Consider the following 19224-nt stretch of genomic DNA (forward strand, 5'->3'; position numbering starts at 1 on the left):
AACACCTTTTTGCGAGCCTTTCATTAATGAAAATTATTAAATTACCACAGCTTAAAGCCACGCTGATGCTACCGGTCTTATTACCGGCAGGGGTTTTGGCGGCGACCACGACATCCACCACTATCACTCAGCCGAAACAGGCACAATCGCCAACCATGATTGTCACGGCCGCACCTTCCAGCAGCGGGCTGTCTGAACTGGATACTCCGGCGGCTGTCAGTGTCGCCTATGGTGACGAAATGCGTCAGGCCGCACCGCAAGTCAATTTATCAGAAGGACTGGCCGGTATTCCGGGACTGCAAATTCTTAACCGGCAAAATTACGCCCAGGACCTGCAACTGTCGGTGCGTGGCTTCGGCGCTCGTTCGACCTTCGGTGTCCGTGGACTGCGGATTTATGTTGACGGTATTCCTGCGACTATGCCTGACGGTCAGGGACAGACGTCTAATATCGACATCTCCACCATTGACCACGTCGATGTACTGCGCGGGCCATTCTCTGCTCTGTATGGCAACAGCTCCGGTGGGGTGATTAATGTCGTCACTCAGCAAGGGAAAAAGCCAGACACCGTCTCGGTAGGTAGCTGGTATGGGAGTTATGGCAGCTGGCGCAACAGCATGAAAGCCAGTGGTTCGGTCGGCGACGGTACTCATGCGGGAGATGTCGATTATACGGCCTCGGTATCGCGTTTTACCACCCACGGCTACCGCAACCACAGCAGTGCGGAGAAAAACCTGGCAAATGCCCGTCTGGGAGTGCGGATTGACGATGCCAGCACCCTGACCCTGCTATTTAATACCGTGCATATCGATGCTTATGACCCGGGCGGCCTGACTTCTGATATGTGGAAGGCCAATCCGAAACAAGTTGCCTCTAATGTGGATCTGTATAATGCGCGTAAATCGGTCGATCAGACCCAGGCAGGACTGCATTATGTACGTTCGTTTGGTGATAATGATGACCTGAGTGTCATGACTTATGCCGGAATTCGTAGCACCGTACAGTATCAGTCCATTCCGGCAGCCGTCCAGGCCGCTTCGGACCATCATTCCGGTGGAGTGATTGACCTGACCCGCCATTATCAGGGTATTGATACCCGCTGGACGCACCGCGATACCTTGTTCAGCATCCCATTAAGTATTACCGGCGGGCTGGATTATGAAACCATGACGGAGCTGCGCAAAGGTTATAACAACTACACCGGGACATCGACCGACATCCAGGATTACGGGGAAAAAGGCTCTCTGCGGCGTAACGAAAATAATAAGATGTGGAATCTGGACCCGTATCTGCAAACGGCATGGCAGCTTTCGGAACAGTGGTCGCTGGATGCCGGATTGCGTTACAGCAGCGTCAGTTTCTCTTCCCATGACCATTATCTGTCGAACGGTGATGACAGCGGCAGTACCCGATACCACCAATGGCTGCCGGCAGCATCGCTAAAATACGCCATTGATGACAGCTGGAATACTTATCTGTCTGCCGGTAAAGGCTTCGAGACACCGACTATCACTGAGTTGTCCTACCGTCCGAATGGTCAAAAAGGGCTGAATCTGGGGCTGAAACCCTCCACCAACAAAACTATCGAGTGGGGCACCAAAAAACGCATTGGCTACGGTTTACTGACCGCTGCGGTATTCCAGACCGACACCAAAAATGAAATTGTTTCTGCCGGGACAACCGATGGTCGCGCTACCTTTACCAATGCAGGGAAAACCCGACGCCGTGGTATGGAACTGGGCTTCGAGCAACAGTTTGCCGAAAACTGGCAGCTAAAAATGGCCTGGACACTGCTGGATGCCCGTTATCTTAGCAACAGTTGTACTAAAGCTGACTGTACCGGTATGCGGATTCCGGGAATTGCCAAAAACATGGCCTATGCGGGTCTGGAATATGCGCCGGAAGCAGGCTGGTATGCTGGCGCAGATATCCGCTATATGAGCCATATTGAAGCCAATGACCAGAACACGGTCAACGCTCCGGCATATACCATCACCTCACTGAATACCGGCTATAAATGGCTGGTACAGAACTGGACTGTGGATGTTTCCGGAACAGTCGATAATCTGTTTAACAAGAAATATGTAGGTTCAGTGATCGTCGATGAGAGTAACGGTCGGTATTACGAACCAGCCCCCGGCCGTAATTATGGTGTCGGGCTGAATGTGAGTTACGCCTTCCGTTAATACCCTCTTCCCCGGACAGGCTGAACTGTCCGGGGTTCCCCTAAAGCCAGCGAACCACCAGTCGAGACATCGCTGGTCCCATAATCAGTACCACAATAAAACGACCGGTTTGCATCGACATCACAAAAGGCTGATCGACATGGGTTGAGGAGGCAATTATCGCCACCGAATCGGCACCGCCGGGACTGGTCGCCAGGTACGCAGTCAGCGGGTCAATTCCGGCATAATGCACCAGCAGCCACGCAAAACCACAGCATATTGCCAGCAATGTACTGACTGACAATAAAATCCCCGGTAATGCATGTAGCGCATAACGCAGGATATCCGCGGTAAAACGCAGGCCAATACTCCAGCCAATAACAGCATAAGCCAGCGCCAGAAACCATAATGGCAGCTCTATCTGCAAACCCCAGAAATTCTGCAACAGGCAGCCAGCTATCAGGCTAATCAACATGGGTCCCGCAGGAATACGAATGACTCTGGCCAGCAGAGTACAAGCCAGGATAACCCCTATCGTCATCAGAAATGCCGGATAATTAATGGCCGGAAACAGCACCAGTGGTGGGATTTTCTGCCCCGTCCCGATGCTGAAATAATGACTGACCAGGGTTGCCAGCAGGGCCACCATCAACACCCGCAGATATTGCATAAACGCGACCAGCCGGGTATCCGCACCAAAGTCCCCCGCCATTAACGTCATCACTGTTGCCGCCCCGGGGGACGATCCCCATAATGCGGTACTCCCCGGCAACACATTCAGCTTTGCCAGTAGCCAGCCCAATAGTGTACTGGCTGCAATAACACTCACCACACTCAGGATAAACAATGGCCAGTTGTGTTGCATTTCAGTAAAAACACTGGCCGGCATGGCCCGGGCAATCATGGTTCCCACCACAGCCTGAGAGAGTTGCTGCGCAGTTTTTGGCAGCCGAACCGGATGGCGGGTTGCCGAGAAAACGATCGCTGCAAACATCGGTCCCAGCAGCAGTGCGGCAGGTAAATGTAAATGCTCAAGAAAGGCGACCGCCACTCCCGAACAAACGATTAAAAACAGCCAGCGCAGCACACCCGGCGGTTTAGGTTGTGTTTGTTGCATGCCGGTCACGGCAGCAACTGCAGCAGTTGAGCGGTGGTTGCCGATTCCCCGAGTCGTGGGAAAATCCGGGTCAGGCTGTTGTGATGCGCTTCAGCATTCAGATCCAGCATGGCGTCTGTCACCAGGCAGACATTATAACCCAGCTCATAAGCCTGACGGGCGGTAGACTCCACCCCAATACTGGTGGCAATGCCACAGATAACGACCTGTGTCACCCCGGCAGCACGAAGCTGTTCATCCAGAGTTGTATGGGCAAAAGCTCCCCAACTGCGTTTAGTCACCCGCCAGTCGTCAGGCTGTGGCACCACTTCAGCAATCAGATCACTCCAGTCAGAGGGCAGTTCGGCATTGTGTTTGGGCAACTCATTCCGTCCTGGCGCACCTCCCTGTACATTCACCAGTACCACAGGCTTCTGACGTTTACGGAAAGCACTGATCAGTTCTCCCACCTGGTGTATCACCTGCTGTGGTGAGTCCATCAGGGGTAATGCAACAATGCCTTTCTGTAAATCAATCACAATCAGCGCTACATTTTCATCCAGCAGAGTGACGGACATTGATATCTCCTTAGTTAACAAACGGATTCTTAGTCACCGAAGTCAGGCGGTAACATTATCATTCACTGCTTTTGATGCGCCACACCCTGTCGGCCACGCAGCGGCGGCTCAGTTTACTCAACCTCAGGTTCGGACGGACGTGGATAATGTATCAGGCTGTGAAAGCAACAGAGTTCCGTGCCGGGGTTAATATAGCTGTGGGGCTGGTCACCGGCAAACTGGTATGCCTGACCCGGCGACAACCGTTGCTGTGTATTTTCACAAACCAACAATAATGTACCAGAAATTATAATCACCTGTTCAGTCACTCCGCTGACATGGGGCGAAGAGTGACTGGATGCTCCTCCTGGTAAATTCACCGCCAGCAAATCAAACGCCAGTTTCGGATCATAGGGCAACAGTGGCCGGGCCTGCATCTGTTGAGTCTCTGGTGAAGTCAGAGAATTGCCGGACACAGCCGTCCCCGGAATAAACCACGAGAAGGGTAATTTCAACCCGCTGGCAATTTTCCACAGTGTCGCCACCGTCGGGCTTGACTCGCACCGTTCTATCTGACCGAGCATGGTTTTACTCACCCCGGTTTGCACAGCACACTGCGCCAGACTCAGTTGCCGCTGTTGACGAATCTCTTTCAATGCTGTCGCCAGAAATGCTTCGACAGTTTCCATACACACTCCCTGATAAGATGCTGCCTGTGTCACTTGTACGTTATAGCGCACGATGCTATGTTGTGCGCCATTTGTTACGGTGGAGTTTAGCGAATGTCATTTCGTTCCGACATACGGCAGATCACACTGCCCATGGTCATTTCCGGCATGGTGGCCGTTCTGGTCGGATATACCAGTTCTGCCGCCATTATCTTCCAGGCGGCCAGTGCGGCTGGAGCAGACACGCAACTTACCGGTAGCTGGCTGGGAATGCTGGGATTTGGTATGGGTATTACCTCGTTCTGGCTTTCTGTACGCTACCGCATGCCGGTACTGACCGCCTGGTCTACGCCGGGTGCCGCGATGCTGGCCACCAGTCTGTCCGGAGCCACCCTCCCCGAAACCATAGGCATTTTTGTTTTCACCAACCTGCTGATTGTCATCTGTGGTGTCACCGGACTGTTCGCCCGACTGATGCGTTACATTCCGGTATCCATCGCCTCCGCTATGCTGGCCGGAATTCTGTTGCATTTCGGTTTGCAGGCTTTCAGCGGCCTGAGCCAGGATCTGCCACTCTGCCTGACGATGTGTGTCTGCTATCTGCTGGCCAGACGTCTGCAACCACGTTATGCGGTATTTTACACTCTGCTGGCGGGTTTACTGATAGTGGCCTGGCAGGGAAACAGTCAACTGTCTGAAGTTCACTGGACCTGGTCACCCCCGGTCTTTATCACGCCGTCATTTAACCTTTCGCTGTTACTCGGTGTCGGGATCCCCTATTTTCTGGTCAGTATGGCCTCACAAAATGCCCCGGGGATTGCCACCCTCAAGGCTCACGGCTATGACGTCCCGGTGTCAAAGGTGACCACCGCAACCGGCGGTGTTGCCCTGTTATTGTCACCGTTCGGTGGGTTTTCGGTGTGTATCGCAGCCATTACTGCCGCGATTTGTATGGGTGAAGATGTTCACCCACAACCGGAGAAACGTTGGATGGCCGCGGCTATTGCCGGTGTTTTTTATCTGATAACCGGTGTGTTCGGTGCAGCCATTGCCCTGTTATTCAGTGCCCTGCCGCCGGTATTTATTCATACTATTGCCGGTCTGGCATTGCTGACCACTCTTTCGGTCAGCCTGCAACGCAGCCTGGAACATCCTGGCGAACGTGATACCGCTATCGTCACTTTCCTGATCACCGCGTCCGGGCTGACTCTGTTTGGAATTGGTTCTGCATTCTGGGGGATGGTTGGCGGTATTTTTTGTCATTTGCTGCTTAGCCGACGCAAAACCTAATCTCTTGCTCTTCTCCTGCCGACAGGCCACGGCAGGCAGGACTGATGAACGTCTGACTATGCTTTCGTTGACCCGAAAAGAAATATTTGCCCGGGTAACATGAGTAAATCAGTATTCCTGCCTGCGGCAACCTGGTATTATCGCTGACCAGTTTCATTCCGGCAGTCGTGGCACAGTGCCCAAAAATCGTACCCGACAGGTTTCTGTTTAAACATGAACAATCCAGAGCACCGTTCACACGGCATAATTAACATCTCCCGCCAGGAAATCGCCCTGATTATCGTCACGATGGTCTGGGGCGGGACTTTTCTTACCGTACATCTTGCGGTGGAATATGCACCACCATTCTTTTTTGTCGGATTTCGCTTTGTCCTCGCAGGTCTGTTTAGTGCGCTGGCTTTTCGCCGTTATCTGCCAGGACTGACTTTGCGGGAGTTTGTTGCTGGTGTCGCGATAGGTACGGCCATATGCCTGGGCTATGGTTTACAGACCTGGGGTTTACAGACTATCCCGGGCAGTTTGTCCGGATTTATCACCGCACTCTATGTACCTATGGTTCCGCTGCTGCAATGGTTGATATTGAAACGTGCCCCGCACCTGATGAGCTGGCTCGGGGTATTACTGGCCTTTAGCGGCCTGGTATTGTTATCCGGTGCCGGAACTGGCACAGCCAGCCTGAGCCAGGGGGAAATTGCGACCTTATTTAGTGCGCTGGCCATCGCCTGCGAGATTATTCTGATCAGTAAATTTGCCGGTCAGGTAGATATTCGCCGCGTGACAGTCGTACAATTGTTTGCTGCGGGGCTTCTCTCGTTCGCCTCGATGCCGCTGACCGGCGAACAGTTACCCGCCTTCTCCTGGTACTGGTTTATCTGTGGTGTCTCGCTTGCTGCGGCCAGTGCTGTTATTCAGCTCACCATGAACTGGGCTCAAAAGTCAGTATCCCCCACCAAAGCCACGATTATTTATGCCGGTGAGCCGGTCTGGGCCGGTGTATTTGGCCGGATAGCTGGCGATGTATTGCCGGGACTGGCAATCACCGGAGCCGCACTGATCGTCACCGGGGTCATTGTCAGTGAAATTCGCCCAAGGCTACCCCGTCGTAAGCGTCCTGCTGATTCGCCGATGTAACCGGTCTGGCTTATCACAGAAAAACTGTTCCCGGCACTACGACAGTCTTTCCACCGCCGTCTGTAGCTGTAAAACGCTGATGTCAGCCTCCTCTGTAACAGCTCGCTGCCGGCTACTATCCACGGGTTAGCCACCGGTTTTGCCGGTTAATTTGTCGTTATCTGAGGCCTGCTTGTGAGTAACATCTCTTCCCGGTCGCCGGTCTTTCTGCCGGCTTTCGGTTTGGGGCTTTCAGATGATACAAACATTTCTCACCGGGCATACTGGGTCAGGGTTACGGGCTCTGGGAGTTCGTGGGCTGCCGGTGACTGATTACAGTGAGCAGATCCATGCCCTGCTGTGCCTGCGCGGTATGAGCAACATTGCCGATTGTTTTGCGGTTCCTCTGCGTATACACCATCAGCATGATCTTCAGTGGTATAGCCCACTTAGGGGCGAGATAACCGTCTGGACTGAGGCCGACGTGCAACAGAAACACCGGGCCTTACTGGTGCTGGAACAGGCATTTACTGCGATTGAGCAGTTGTCCGAACATTGCCAGGCGAGTCATACCCCCGCCGGCGCCTTTTTTTCCCGGCTACTGGACAAGATGACCAGTTTTCCCGGGGAGGAAGCAATTTACCTGGTCAATAATCAACCGGTAATTACTTTCTGGAGCTACCGACTTAACGATTGCCATCTTTCCGGTCGTCAGCTGACTGAAAAGTCGTTGGCTGCATTATCGTCTCAGCTGCCTGCCGCGGATAATCCTGAGTTTGCTCAGCAGTCATCACCGCTTTTGATGCCGGTACCAGATAACCACCTGCTATTACCCTCTGCTGAACAGGCGCTAAAATCGCCACAGACATCGCTCTGGCTGGCGACTACCCTGATTGTCGGGATAATACTGATCATTACCGCCGGCTATTTTTTGGGGGATTATCTTTATACATCGCAGCAGATCCTCACGAAGGTCAGCACCACGCCTGCCGGGAAAATACAGGTGACAACGTCACATAAATCATTGCCTGATATCCGGTTACCTCTACAGCCTTCGACCCTGCAACCGCCAGCATCTCCCCCGCCGTCGGCGGTGAAATCCTCCCCGGTGGAACATCGTCTGCAACTGTCCGCCAGTTCGGTAAAAATGGGGGATATCAGGGTGATGGATGGCGACTGGCGAGCGATTATCCCGGGCCCGGAGGGAAATTCGCAGCTACTGCTGTTCCGCTTTAAACAAGGACGTGGCGAAGTCCGGTTTGATCTTCCAAAGCAAGGACATTGCAAAGCCGAAAGCCGCAGCGGATTTTTACCCTCAGGGACACTGGCCCTCCGCAGCCGCTACACCGCGTCCTGTCAGGATGGCAGCCGCATCCGTGTGCCTGCCGTTAACTGCACCCGCAGCACCACAGGCACCCAATGTTCAACAACTGCCGATGCCGTTCCTCCCGGTCAAACAGTCATACTCTCTGCCGCAGGAGTTCGGTGATGCATCCTACCCTGAAAAACCAACACTATTCACTGCTGGCTAACAGCGGCATCCAGTTTCTCGACTGGAATATTGCACAGACAACAGACAACCCGATGCGTTACTTTGTGCGCAGTAAAGCCAACGGGCCACTGGTACACGCCATGCCCGATAAACTCCCGGGAGCTTTTCGCCTGCCTTCGGTCGATGAGGGTGATGACGAAATTGTCAGGCCTGAATATCAATATCCGCTTTATGACAGTCTTGCAGTTTATACCGGTCACTGGCTACCCGTGCCTTTCCTGAGGCTGTCACCGGAAGGACTGTGCGACAGCGGTCCTGATAACTGGGCGAGGGTTTTTATCTCTCCACGCACTTCTGGCGATAGTCCCCGGACACTGACACTGGCTTTCGATACCACCACCGGTGGCACTGAGACCCGGCATATACAGCCAGAACACTGTGACTGTGATGATGGCCAACGCTTTGTACCGGGTTGGCAGACTGCTCAAATTGCCTCTTTTCTGGAGCATCGTTGGCTCAATGACTGGATTTCTTTGGCCTTCAGTCGTCAGGCGACAGACGACAGAGCCACTTCTGCTCGTTTCACTTATCAGGCTCACTACCTGAATTTGTTGGAAGTGATTGCCAGTACGTTACCCTGTCACGAAATTACCCTGTTACCAGCTGATGAAACTATTCAACCTGTCAGTGTCAGTCTGTTTCTCGATCTGGGTAACAGCCACAGTTGTGGCATTATCAGTGAACAACATCAGACTGACGATAACCCCCTGCTGCACAGTCGCGAGTTAATGCTCCGTGATTTATCGATGCCGGGCAAAGAAGGCAGTTTACTGTTCAGCAGCAATGTCGCCTTTGCCCCTTGTCCACTGGACATACGTGACTGTTCGGTCGCCAGCGGCCGTTCATCTGCGTTTCTCTGGCCATCGCTGGTGAGAACCGGTGATGAGGCTGAGCGGCTGACACGGGAACTTAACCGCAGTGAAGGAATGCAGGGTGTCAGCAGCCCACGTCGCTACCTGTGGGATGACACTACACCGGCAAGGCGCTGGTATTATCCCGCCAGTAGTGATGATGAACCTGCTCCGGCGGTTATCTCTGCTTTTACCCTGCTGATTAATGACCAGGCCGAAACCCTGCGCGAACTGGCCCGGGAACAGCAATTTCCGGTTTTTCATGCCAGTTATCCGCGCAGCAGCCTGCTGATGTTTATGATTTGCGAGCTGATATGCCAGGCTTTTTGCCAGATGAACAGCCATCACCATCGCCAGTCGATGCCTGAATATTCGGCTCCACGGCAACTTCATTCTGTGGTGATGACTCTTCCTGCGGCCATGAGTGCCGCGGAAAAACAGAAAGTATTGACGCTGACCCGCCAGGCACTGGCATTAATCAGGCAGTCGATGACCTACAGTACCGATGCCTCAGGCCGGCGTACTGTTGCGGATTACTGGCGGCAACTACCGCAGGTTCGTGCCAATGTTGATGAAGCCAGTTGCGGCCAGCTGACCTGGCTTTATCAGCAGCTATACGGGACATCAGTCACCGGCGATCCTTGCACCCACCTGCTGAACCGCTGGCAACGGCCAGAGGGCAGACGTCCGCCCAACGGGCTGCGGATTGCACTGATTGATATCGGCGGTGGCACGACGGATGTGTCGGTCACCGATTATCTGCCGGTGGCCACGGCGACAGCGGTTCCTGTGGTATTGCGACCCGGGCTGCTTTACCGGGCCGGTTATCCGCTGGCAGGAGAGGATTTACTGTATGACATAATTAAAAGTTTCCTGCTGCCGGCCTTAGAGCACCATCTGACACGCCGGGGATTTGAGCGGAGTTCGGCCATTATCCGCCAGTTATTTACTCCGGGAGCCAGTTGTGAGGGAGACACTCCCTGGCGGCAGCAGTTTTCCCGTCAGTTTTTCCGGCCGTTAGCCATCAGCATTCTGGCATTTTCACCGCAGACGGCTACCGGCAGTGATGATCAGGGTGCCCTGCAGAGAACCGCCCTCGACTGGTTACCCGCAATTCCTGAACAACAGGTCATTGACTATTTTTCGTTACGGGTAGCGGAAATCTCAGGATCTGACGCTGAATGTCAGCTGCTGGCAATGCCTCTGTCTGTCTCCCATAAGGATATCGATGCCTTTTTCAGCTCAAATAAGTTCAGAGCGGGGAAATTACTGCAGAATATTTGTGACAACGTCACGCCAATGCAACCGGATGTGCTGCTAATCAGTGGCAAAAGCGCAGCGCTTCCTGCCATCCACCGCTTATTAACTCATCATTCCCCCCTGCCGGACAGCCATATCATTACCCTGGGAGGCATGACGGCCAGCGAAAGTATGCCATTTTGTCGTGATGGCGTACTGGCCGACGGAAAATGCAGCGCAGTCACCGGCGCATTAATTCACCAGTTAATCCGCAGTCAGCGGTTGTATCCACGCTACCTCGTCGCCGGACAGTTACGGCCGGCAAACATTATCTGTGAGCTGGGACTGATAAACGCCGATTTATCGTTACCTGCCTCGCAGGTTGTATTGCAGCTCCCCCCCGTCATCACTGCGGGAGCCAGCTTCCATTTCAGCGTAGTTTTACAACTCAGGTTGTCACTGGGCTATCGCACCAGCCAGGATGACCAGTTACCTGCCAGTCCATTGTTTACCCTGTTTATTGACCCACAACAACGGGTTGAACATGAATGCGATGACGGAGTCACCGTGAATTTGTGCTGGCAGGCCGATAACGACGGTCAGTTCAGCAGTCTGCCCGTCGTGGTACAGGTCACCGACAGCCAGCAACACAAACTACCTACACAACTGGTCGGGATTAGACTGAACACTCTGGCCACTCACGGTCAGCAGTTCCCGGCATACTGGACTGATGACGGGCGTATTACCGCGACTGAGGCCCTGGATCAGAACCCGTCTCCTGCACCGCGAGCCATTGCTGCCATTCCGCCGACGGTTGAGGTTCTCCGTCAAAACTAAGGGAGAGTTGTCCCGGCAGCTCTTCGGCTGCCTGAACTAATACCGGCAAAATTCGTCGGACCATGGCCTGAGGAAAGACCGGTAGATGGTTCAGCTCCAGCAGCGCTGGCAGCGCCATTCCGCCGGTCAGCCAGTCCCACAGGGCATCGAGATTATACCCAAAGCTGGCAGGTCCACTGGTTTGTTCCAGCAGTTGCTGGTAGAACCGGGACTCCTGATGAATTTTCCGGAAATCAAAAACCACAGTCAGCATCTCAGGGGATCCTCTTGAAAGTCCGGTAATGATCGGTGGTCAGAAAAACCAGCCCGTCTGAAGAGTAAAGCAAACGATCTGCATTACGGTGTCCGCACTGATAGTTTACATCAGCCTCAAACCAGCGTCGTCCGCTGGCATCAGGCAGTCGGCCTTCACGATTAGAAAAGTGATCGCCCCCAATCGCTTTGCCTGGCAGTACGTCGCACAGATTGGCACTGGAGGGATTCCACCCTTCTCTGCGAGCCTCTCCTTTGGTCAGATAATAGTCCGGAAGACGGTGATGTTGGTGTATCCATGCGGCAACCTGGTTTGCAGAGGTCAGTGCAGTAATATCTGCAGTGGATTGATTCGTTCCGGAAGAACGTGAGGAAGCAGAAGACGAATAACCGGAAGAATGTCCGGAAGAGTGGTGAGAACCCGTAAGTGAAGGTTTAATTCCAAGCCAGCAGGCAATCAGAGCGATGATTAACGCGCCCCAAAGTTTTTTCGACATAATAAATTCCTTAGATAAGCGAATTTACTATACCTGTTTTTTGGTTTTCTGGCAGTGTGGATCAGTGGCCCGGATGCCATTCCCTGATGGCCCACAAAGAAATACCCGTGTCCGGCGTGGTGCTGATGGCGAAAAGCATCACAAAAGCTGTTTTTCCGGTGGCCATAAGATAAGTTATGGCCATCAGACAATTCGGGTATCAGTGCAGGGTCGGTTGTACCGGGTCACCGGATGAACGACGCCATGTTCCAGGAGCCATACCAAATTCACGCTTAAAACTGCGGTTAAATGACTGTTGTGAGTCAAAACCCATCGCGATGGCCACGCTCAGGATAGGTTCATCCGTGGTGGTCAGTCGGGCCGCTGATTTTTCCAGTTTTTTCTTGCGGATGTACTCACCCAGCGCATATCCGGTATGCTCTTTGAACATACGTTGTAAATGCCATTTAGAATACCCTGCCCGCTCAGCCACCAGATCAAGGTTCAGGCGACTCTCAATATGATTATCAATCCAGCTAATCAAATCATGGAAAAAGGCATTATTCATTGGTCTCTCCATCCGGACTAAAAGAAATAGTATCTGTTGCAGTTGCATTAAATGTTGCGCCAATTTTCGATTAAATGCAAACATTATTGATACATTAAATGCCTTACCCGTTGTAGGGAATTACACTGACGTTAAAATGAACCAGAGAATCAAGGGGAAAAAAGAAGAAATCAGGATGGGTTTGCGCTGGTGCCGTAGCACCAGCATTGGGCATTTATACTATACGTGCCCGCTCTGTTCGGCAGAAATTTCGCCACAGGCCGCATCGGTATCAACGGCAGATGAGGTTTGCTGAGCGGCTCTGTCGGTAATATCGGCCAGCGCATCAGCCACTGAACGGGTTGCTAACACATTCAGGGAAGCCTGTTCGGCCTCTTCGGCCAGGGATTTAAAGTACCAGCACACATTCGCGCTGACAATACAGCAAGGTTTTTTTACGTCCGGACGAGAGTTAAGTAATTTTTTCTCTTCGGTGACGGCCAGGTAGATATCACGTAATGAAATACCCGCCGCCGGGCGACCAAGGTGAATCGATCCGGTACGACCGAGAGTCGTTGCAATAATACCGTCACGGGTCAGTGGTACCATCAGTTTACGGATTAAACTGGGATTAGACTCCAGGCCCTGAGCAAGAATTGCACTGGTAGAGCGTTTTCCCAGTTGCTCTGCCATAGCAACACTGAGAACCATCTGTAGTGCTGTAGGAAAGCGATAATCTAACATTTACGTTCCTCTGAGAGGTAAAATCCGGTAACAAACAACATCTGACCCCGATATCCTAACAAAAAATCCCCGGAGTGAGAAGCCAACCCCATCCCCGACCGCAAGTAAGGTTAAGTCCCCACATCTTTCTCACCGTCTGCCTCCGCCAGGTGGTCTGCTCAGTAGTAACGAGACCTCCACCACTCAGTGACTCAATGGTGCTGCCGGAGAAATTTTACCCTGATGCCCCCGTGTTTCGTCCCAGAATTGCGGCACCCATCAATCCACCCTGCTGATGCCAGGTGGCTGGCACAATCAACGGCGTGTCGCAGCGACGCAGTATTTTTGCCCTGACCTCACCGTCCAGCAACGCTATCAGCTTCGCATCCGAAGCCAACCCACCACCGGCCACAACTTTACCTGGCCCCAGGGTATTCACCACCACAGAAAGCACATCACTGACCAGTTGGCTCCATAACCAGATGACCTGTTGTGACGCGGGATCGTCACTGTGCCACGCATCGATTATCGAACGGCTGTCTTTGGTTTCTGAAAAACAGTGTTTCCAGATTCGCTCCAGGCCGCGGGCTGCCCCCAGAGTATCCAGACAACCTTGCTGTCCGCAGCCACAATTTAACCTTGGCAGATGAATCTGTTGGCCCTGCCAGGTGAATTCAGTCCGCGTGACAGGTCCGTGTCCCCATTCTCCGGTCAGGCCTCCGGTGCCGCGGATAATTTGTTGCTGAAATACCAGTCCGCCACCGACGCCGCTTCCCAGAATAATACCCAACACCAGAGAAGTTCCCTGTCCGCTACCGAGGCAGGCTTCTGCCAACGTGAAACAGTCGGCATCATTAGCAATGACTACCCGCCGCTGAAGCAGCGCGGATAATTCCGCCGTAACCCGATGGCCGTTAAATGCAGGAATATTTCCGGCAAGAATCCGGTCGGTATCATTATCAACCACCCCGGCGGCTGAGATAGCAACCGGTGAATCCTTCTCCAGTAACGGAGCCGCTGCGCTCATCAGCTGTTGTAACGCCCGGCCAAAGGCATCCCAGTCGCTGACCGGCATGGGCTGACTGCCGGTGTGATGTAGTTGATCATCAGCCGTCATCACCGCACTTTTAATAAAAGAACCGCCAATATCAAAGCACATTACTGCTGTATTCATTGTCCAACCCCACTCACTGCCCTGTTTCATTACCGTAACAGTATAAAATCTTTTTCACCGCGGGAACATGCTGATTTGACGAAGGATTACCCCGCCAGATGGTCAATTCACGGCATTAGCCACAGCCGCTCGCAGAAATTATATTGCACCGTTGCCAGGGCTGGCTTTTTGCCATCAGATTATAGTATGTTGTAACTAGTTTTTCTGCCAGGAACTTCGTATGCGCTATACTCTGGTCTCTGAAATGCGTGAATGCATTGATAGAATGGAATGGCTTCTCGGCCAGTTATCACAACAATTGCAGCAATTGCCGCTGCTGTCGGCCAGAGTATTCGCCCTGCCTCCGGTGATGAAGGGTGATGAGCAACAGGCCGTAGAACGGATATCTGTCCGGCAGATTACTGGAGATGCCGCCCTGAAGCTATCCCTCGAACATTTTAGCCGGCTGTTTATGCAGCAGCAGTCAGAAACTGTCAGTACGCGTTCGGCGGTCCGGCTACCAGGAATGCTATGTCTGAAAGCGGATGACGGCAGTTTCCGGCAGGCTGAAGAGTGGGTGCAGGAGATTAATCAGCTTAAAAAGTTGCTGGAAAAACTGATTACCCGTGACTCCGGGCTTTCCTCTGAAGCCCGGTTTCCGTTTGTTCATCAGCATTTCCCCGGGCTGATTACCCTTAATGCCTACCGTTCAGTGACCCTGTTACCGGCACCCGCTTCGGTCCACTTTGGCTGGGCCAACAAACACATTATTAAGAATGTCAGTCGTGACGACATCTGTCGCCAGCTAGAGAAAAGCCTGAGTGCCGGGCGTGCCCGTGCCCCCTGGACCCGCGAACAATGGGCTGAGAAAGTCACACAGGAACTGGAGATGATTTCCGCCCTGCCGGCAGATGCTGTGTTAAAGATAAAACGTCCGGTCAAGGTTCAGCCCGTTGCCCGGATATGGGATACGCAGCAAAAAAAACAGCGCCAGCTCCCCTGCCCGACGCCGTTAATATTTTTCAGCCCGGATAACCAAATTCCGGTCACCGGCGAACTGTCTGATTATGATCAACAGAATATCAATTACCGTTACAAACCCGAGGCCAGAGCCATGAGTCTGATTATCCCCCGGTTATGGTTATGGCAGGCCTTATAAGGAACCTAAACCTGCGGGTAAACGGAAATTACTGTTTCATACTGCCGACCATATCCTCTGGCCGTACCCACTGGTCGAACTGGTCTGCGGTCAGATAGCCCAGTTTTAATGCAGCATCTTTCAGCGTTAATCCCTGTTTATGGGCAGTTTTGGCAATTTCGGCGGCTTTATCATAACCGATATGGGTGTTCAGTGCTGTCACCAGCATCAATGACTCATTGAGTAGCTGGCTGATCCGTTGACGATTTGGCTCAATGCCGACCGCACAATGGTGGTTAAAGCTGTCCATACCGTCAGACAGCAACCTTACCGATTGCAGGAAGTTATCGATAATCATCGGCCGGTAGACATTCAGCTCGAAATTACCGGAAGCCCCGCCGATATTCACTGCAACATCATTGCCGATCACCTGGCAACAGACCATGGTCAGGGCTTCACATTGAGTCGGGTTAACTTTACCTGGCATGATCGAACTGCCTGGCTCATTTTCAGGAATCGACAGTTCTCCAATCCCACAACGAGGACCAGAAGCCAGCCAGCGGACGTCATTGGCAATTTTCATCAGTGATGCGGCCAGGCCTTTCAGTGAGCCATGTGCATGAACCAGTGCATCACATCCAGACAGGGCTTCAAATTTATTCGGTGCCGTAACAAAAGGTTGCCCGGTGTACTCTGCCAGTTCAGCAGCAACCCGTACTGCATATTCCGGATGAGTATTCAGGCCAGTACCTACCGCCGTTCCCCCCAACGCCAGCTCGGCCAGGTGAGGAATGCTCTGCTCCAGATGGCGAAGGTTATGCTGCAACATGGCGACCCAGCCGGAGATTTCCTGGCCCAGAGTCAGCGGCGTAGCATCCTGCAAATGAGTACGACCAATTTTAACAATATCGTTAAACGCACGGGATTTTTCGCTCAGTACACTGCTGAGTGAATGAAGTTGTGGAATCAGGTGTTCACGCAGAGCAATCACGGCGGCGACATGCATAGCTGTAGGGAAAACATCGTTGGAACTCTGGCTCTTATTAACATCATCATTAGGATGTACCAGACGCTGCATGCCACGCTCTCCGCCAAGAATTTCACTCGCACGGTTCGCCAGTACTTCGTTCATATTCATATTAGTCTGAGTACCTGAGCCGGTTTGCCAGATAGCCAGCGGAAATTCGGTGGCATGTTTTCCATCCAGCACTTCGTCTGCGGCCTGGATAATGGCCTGGCTACGCTGTTCCGGCAACAGCCCCAGTTGCTGATTTACCACTGCGGCCGCTCGTTTGGTAATGGCTAATGCCTCTATCAGTGCCACCGGCATTTTTTCTGTCGAAATTCGAAAATGCTCCAGTGAGCGTTGAGTCTGAGCCCCCCACAGTTTATCGGCCGGAACTTCAATCGGCCCCATAGAATCCTTTTCGATACGATGAACTGCCATTTCACTCTCTCCTGACGATTGTCGTGATAAACAGACCGGTACCTGTCACCTGCATAGGTCAGCAACCGGCGCTTTGAAATGATACAATATTTTAACATTATGCTCCGACCCTAACTGGAATGCATTCTCATTTAGCATCATTTACCGTTTTTAATTCTGACTGACTATGTGAGTTACCCTTTCTGTCAGCCTGCACAGTGTTTTCTGCGTGAATAATGGCAAATACCTGACATCTTCTGTTCGGTTTATTGACAAAACAGTGTTATCTTTTGGGTGTTTAACGTTTTTTCCGTGAATACTGAACCGTCTGTAGCAACGGCAGGCGGCACAGACGAAATGACCGGCAAATGTTACCTCTGCCTTCGCCGGTACTTGCGGCCCGAACAATGCCGGCGGTTACTGATAAGAGATACAAGGACAACTCAAAGATGAAAAAAGCCAATGTTGCCCTGGGTGTAGTTATTGCACTGGGTGTAGTCTGGACCGGCGCGTCATGGTTCACCGGTAAACAAGTCGAATCGAATATTGATCAGATGATTGATCAGGCAAATCAGATGATTGCCAAAAATTATCCCGGCAGCCACCTGCAACTCACTAAACAAAATTACCAGCGCCATATCTTCAGTTCAGACTTACAACTGGTGTTACAGGGTTCTTCAGACGCCAATGCTGACAGCCTGTTGCCCCCGGGTAAATCTGTCATCCTGAATGAAACTATCGATCATGGTCCTTTTCCGCTGTCACAACTGAAACGATTTAATCTGCTGCCAGCCGCGGCCTCTGTGCACTCTGAACTGGTGAATAATGATACGTTAAAAGGTCTGTTTGACCTTTCCGGAGGACAGTCACCGGTCACCGCAGATACCCGGCTGGGTTACAGTAAGTCCACCGATACCCGGCTGAATATTCTGCCGCTCCATTATGCGGATGATACCGGCAAAGTGACCAGCCAGCCGTCGGTGATTGATATCGCGGCCGATGGTGAACAGAACCACATCACTTTCAATGCGGTGATTGGTAATCTGCTGCTGAATTTTACCAATGACCATAAACTTCCTGTCGAAATGGCTCTGAACGGGCTGAATTTCTCCGGTGATACTCACCTGACTGCCGAAGGATTACGGCTGGGTAGTCAGAAGATGACACTGACGTCACTGGATACCAAAGTCAACGCGCAACCTGCCGTGTCACTGAAAGGGGCGACTATCGATACTACATTTGATGACAAACAAGGTAAAACCGACGGTAAACTCAGCTATAACGTGGATGATCTGCAACTGAAACAGCAATCCCTTGGCAGCGCGGCGTTATCTGTCACATTAAGTAATTTTGACACCCTGTCAGTAAAACAGTTTTATGACAATTACAACCAGGTGGTAAAACAGAACCTCTCTGAGGTGGCATCTGGTAGCCAGCAGGATCCGCAGCAGATGCAACAGTCTGTTAATGCAGCTATATTGCAGAACCTGCCACTGTTACTTAAGGGTGCTCCGGTGATCTCTGTCGATTCACTCACCCTGAAGAACAGCAAAGGCGAGAGCCGTTTTTCTCTGAAAGCAGATTTCAATGATCCGACAACCGTGACCACGGCGCCGCAGTCGTTGGGTCAGGTGGCTGACAGTTATATGAAAGATTTGAATGCGACTCTGTCAATCAATATGCCGATGGCGCAGCAACTGGTATCGGTTATCGCTCAGACTCAGGGTTACACCGCAGAGGATGCGCAAAAATCTGCTGAGCAGCAGATCAAAGGTCTGGCGGCGATGGGGCAGATGTTCCGTCTGACTAAAGTTAACGGTCAGGATATCGTCAGTGAAGTGCATTACGCACAGGGGGATGTGTCGGTAAACGGCGATAAAATCCCACTCGATCAGTTTATTCAGCAATATATTCCGCTGTTACAGGGTGAAGGAGCTCAGTAATCACCTGTTATTGTCGTTCCGGGGGCGCTGCTTTGCAGCGCCCTTTTAATTTGGATGACTGCAAAAAAAAACGAACCCCTGAAGGTTCGCTTATTCCGGCAACTGAGTCCTGCGGATTCTGGCAATACAGTGTAAAAGTTTATTGTTAATCTTCAGTATTGCGGTTTAGCTCTGAATCCGCACAACCGACGCAGATACCCG

General features: G+C 52.2%; 16 protein-coding genes. 7 read left to right on the forward strand and 9 right to left on the reverse strand.

Annotated features, from left to right (window positions below; translation table 11 throughout):
• Positions 1-26: 26 nt before the first annotated feature.
• Positions 27-2186, forward strand: coding sequence for a TonB-dependent receptor PqqU (gene pqqU, locus B3Z23_RS09025; protein ID WP_294907070.1), 2160 nt, complete (start codon positions 27-29; stop codon positions 2184-2186).
• Between the two features lie 40 nt (positions 2187-2226).
• On the opposite strand, the gene B3Z23_RS09030 is transcribed toward pqqU, so the two are convergent.
• From B3Z23_RS09030 to B3Z23_RS09040, 3 genes are all read right to left on the reverse strand, one after another.
• A complete protein-coding gene (locus B3Z23_RS09030) occupies positions 2227-3282 on the reverse strand; it encodes an AbrB family transcriptional regulator (RefSeq protein WP_294907073.1) in 1056 nt (351 codons plus the stop codon).
• Positions 3283-3287: 5 nt separating this feature from the next.
• Positions 3288-3839: an isochorismatase family protein gene (locus B3Z23_RS09035; RefSeq protein ID WP_294907076.1), complete on the reverse strand. Its 552-nt coding sequence runs from the start codon at positions 3837-3839 to the stop codon at positions 3288-3290.
• Between the two features lie 113 nt (positions 3840-3952).
• On the reverse strand, positions 3953-4507 hold the full coding sequence (locus tag B3Z23_RS09040) for a helix-turn-helix domain-containing protein (RefSeq protein WP_294907079.1): 555 nt from the start codon (positions 4505-4507) through the stop codon (positions 3953-3955).
• Positions 4508-4600: 93 nt separating this feature from the next.
• Here B3Z23_RS09040 and B3Z23_RS09045 point away from each other — a divergent pair, with 93 nt between their 5' ends.
• The 4 genes from B3Z23_RS09045 to B3Z23_RS09060 all read left to right on the forward strand — a co-directional run bounded on the left by B3Z23_RS09045 (position 4601) and on the right by B3Z23_RS09060 (position 11365).
• Positions 4601-5776, forward strand: coding sequence for a benzoate/H(+) symporter BenE family transporter (locus B3Z23_RS09045; RefSeq protein ID WP_294907082.1), 1176 nt, complete (start codon positions 4601-4603; stop codon positions 5774-5776).
• A 213-nt stretch (positions 5777-5989) separates the two neighbouring features.
• Positions 5990-6907, forward strand: coding sequence for a DMT family transporter (locus B3Z23_RS09050; protein ID WP_294907085.1), 918 nt, complete (start codon positions 5990-5992; stop codon positions 6905-6907).
• A 235-nt stretch (positions 6908-7142) separates the two neighbouring features.
• The gene (locus tag B3Z23_RS09055; RefSeq protein ID WP_294907088.1) at positions 7143-8375 is read left to right on the forward strand and encodes an SrfA family protein; all 1233 of its coding nucleotides are present in this window, start codon (positions 7143-7145) and stop codon (positions 8373-8375) included.
• Positions 8375-11365, forward strand: coding sequence for a virulence factor SrfB (locus B3Z23_RS09060; protein ID WP_294907703.1), 2991 nt, complete (start codon positions 8375-8377; stop codon positions 11363-11365). The genes B3Z23_RS09055 and B3Z23_RS09060 overlap by 1 nt, the downstream gene beginning before the upstream one ends.
• On the opposite strand, the gene B3Z23_RS09065 is transcribed toward B3Z23_RS09060, so the two are convergent.
• The 5 genes from B3Z23_RS09065 to B3Z23_RS09085 form a co-directional block, all read right to left on the reverse strand.
• Positions 11271-11618 (reverse strand): barstar family protein, encoded by a 348-nt coding sequence (locus B3Z23_RS09065; RefSeq protein ID WP_294907091.1) that lies wholly within the window; start codon positions 11616-11618, stop codon positions 11271-11273. The two genes, B3Z23_RS09060 and B3Z23_RS09065, sit on opposite strands and share 95 nt — an antisense overlap.
• 1 nt (position 11619) lies before the next feature.
• Positions 11620-12114, reverse strand: coding sequence for a ribonuclease domain-containing protein (locus B3Z23_RS09070; protein ID WP_294907094.1), 495 nt, complete (start codon positions 12112-12114; stop codon positions 11620-11622).
• A 199-nt stretch (positions 12115-12313) separates the two neighbouring features.
• A complete protein-coding gene (locus tag B3Z23_RS09075) occupies positions 12314-12661 on the reverse strand; it encodes a helix-turn-helix domain-containing protein (RefSeq protein WP_038020568.1) in 348 nt (115 codons plus the stop codon).
• A gap of 219 nt (positions 12662-12880) precedes the next feature.
• The gene (locus B3Z23_RS09080; protein ID WP_294907098.1) at positions 12881-13384 is read right to left on the reverse strand and encodes an RrF2 family transcriptional regulator; all 504 of its coding nucleotides are present in this window, start codon (positions 13382-13384) and stop codon (positions 12881-12883) included.
• 214 nt (positions 13385-13598) lie between these two features.
• Positions 13599-14537, reverse strand: coding sequence for an ROK family protein (locus B3Z23_RS09085; protein WP_294907101.1), 939 nt, complete (start codon positions 14535-14537; stop codon positions 13599-13601).
• A 220-nt stretch (positions 14538-14757) separates the two neighbouring features.
• Here B3Z23_RS09085 and tus point away from each other — a divergent pair, with 220 nt between their 5' ends.
• On the forward strand, positions 14758-15675 hold the full coding sequence (gene tus / locus B3Z23_RS09090; protein WP_294907103.1) for a DNA replication terminus site-binding protein: 918 nt from the start codon (positions 14758-14760) through the stop codon (positions 15673-15675).
• A gap of 28 nt (positions 15676-15703) precedes the next feature.
• Here the strand turns inward: tus and fumC are convergent, their stop codons facing one another.
• Complete coding sequence (fumC, locus tag B3Z23_RS09095; RefSeq protein ID WP_294907106.1) at positions 15704-17101, reverse strand: class II fumarate hydratase; 1398 nt, start codon at positions 17099-17101, stop codon at positions 15704-15706.
• Positions 17102-17529: 428 nt separating this feature from the next.
• On the opposite strand from fumC, the gene B3Z23_RS09100 reads away from it, so the two are divergent.
• Positions 17530-19023: a YdgA family protein gene (locus B3Z23_RS09100; protein WP_294907108.1), complete on the forward strand. Its 1494-nt coding sequence runs from the start codon at positions 17530-17532 to the stop codon at positions 19021-19023.
• The last annotated feature ends 201 nt before the right edge of the window (positions 19024-19224 follow it).

This window comes from Tatumella sp. UBA2305 (assembly GCF_002345795.1).
GTDB lineage: Bacteria > Pseudomonadota > Gammaproteobacteria > Enterobacterales > Enterobacteriaceae > Tatumella > Tatumella morbirosei.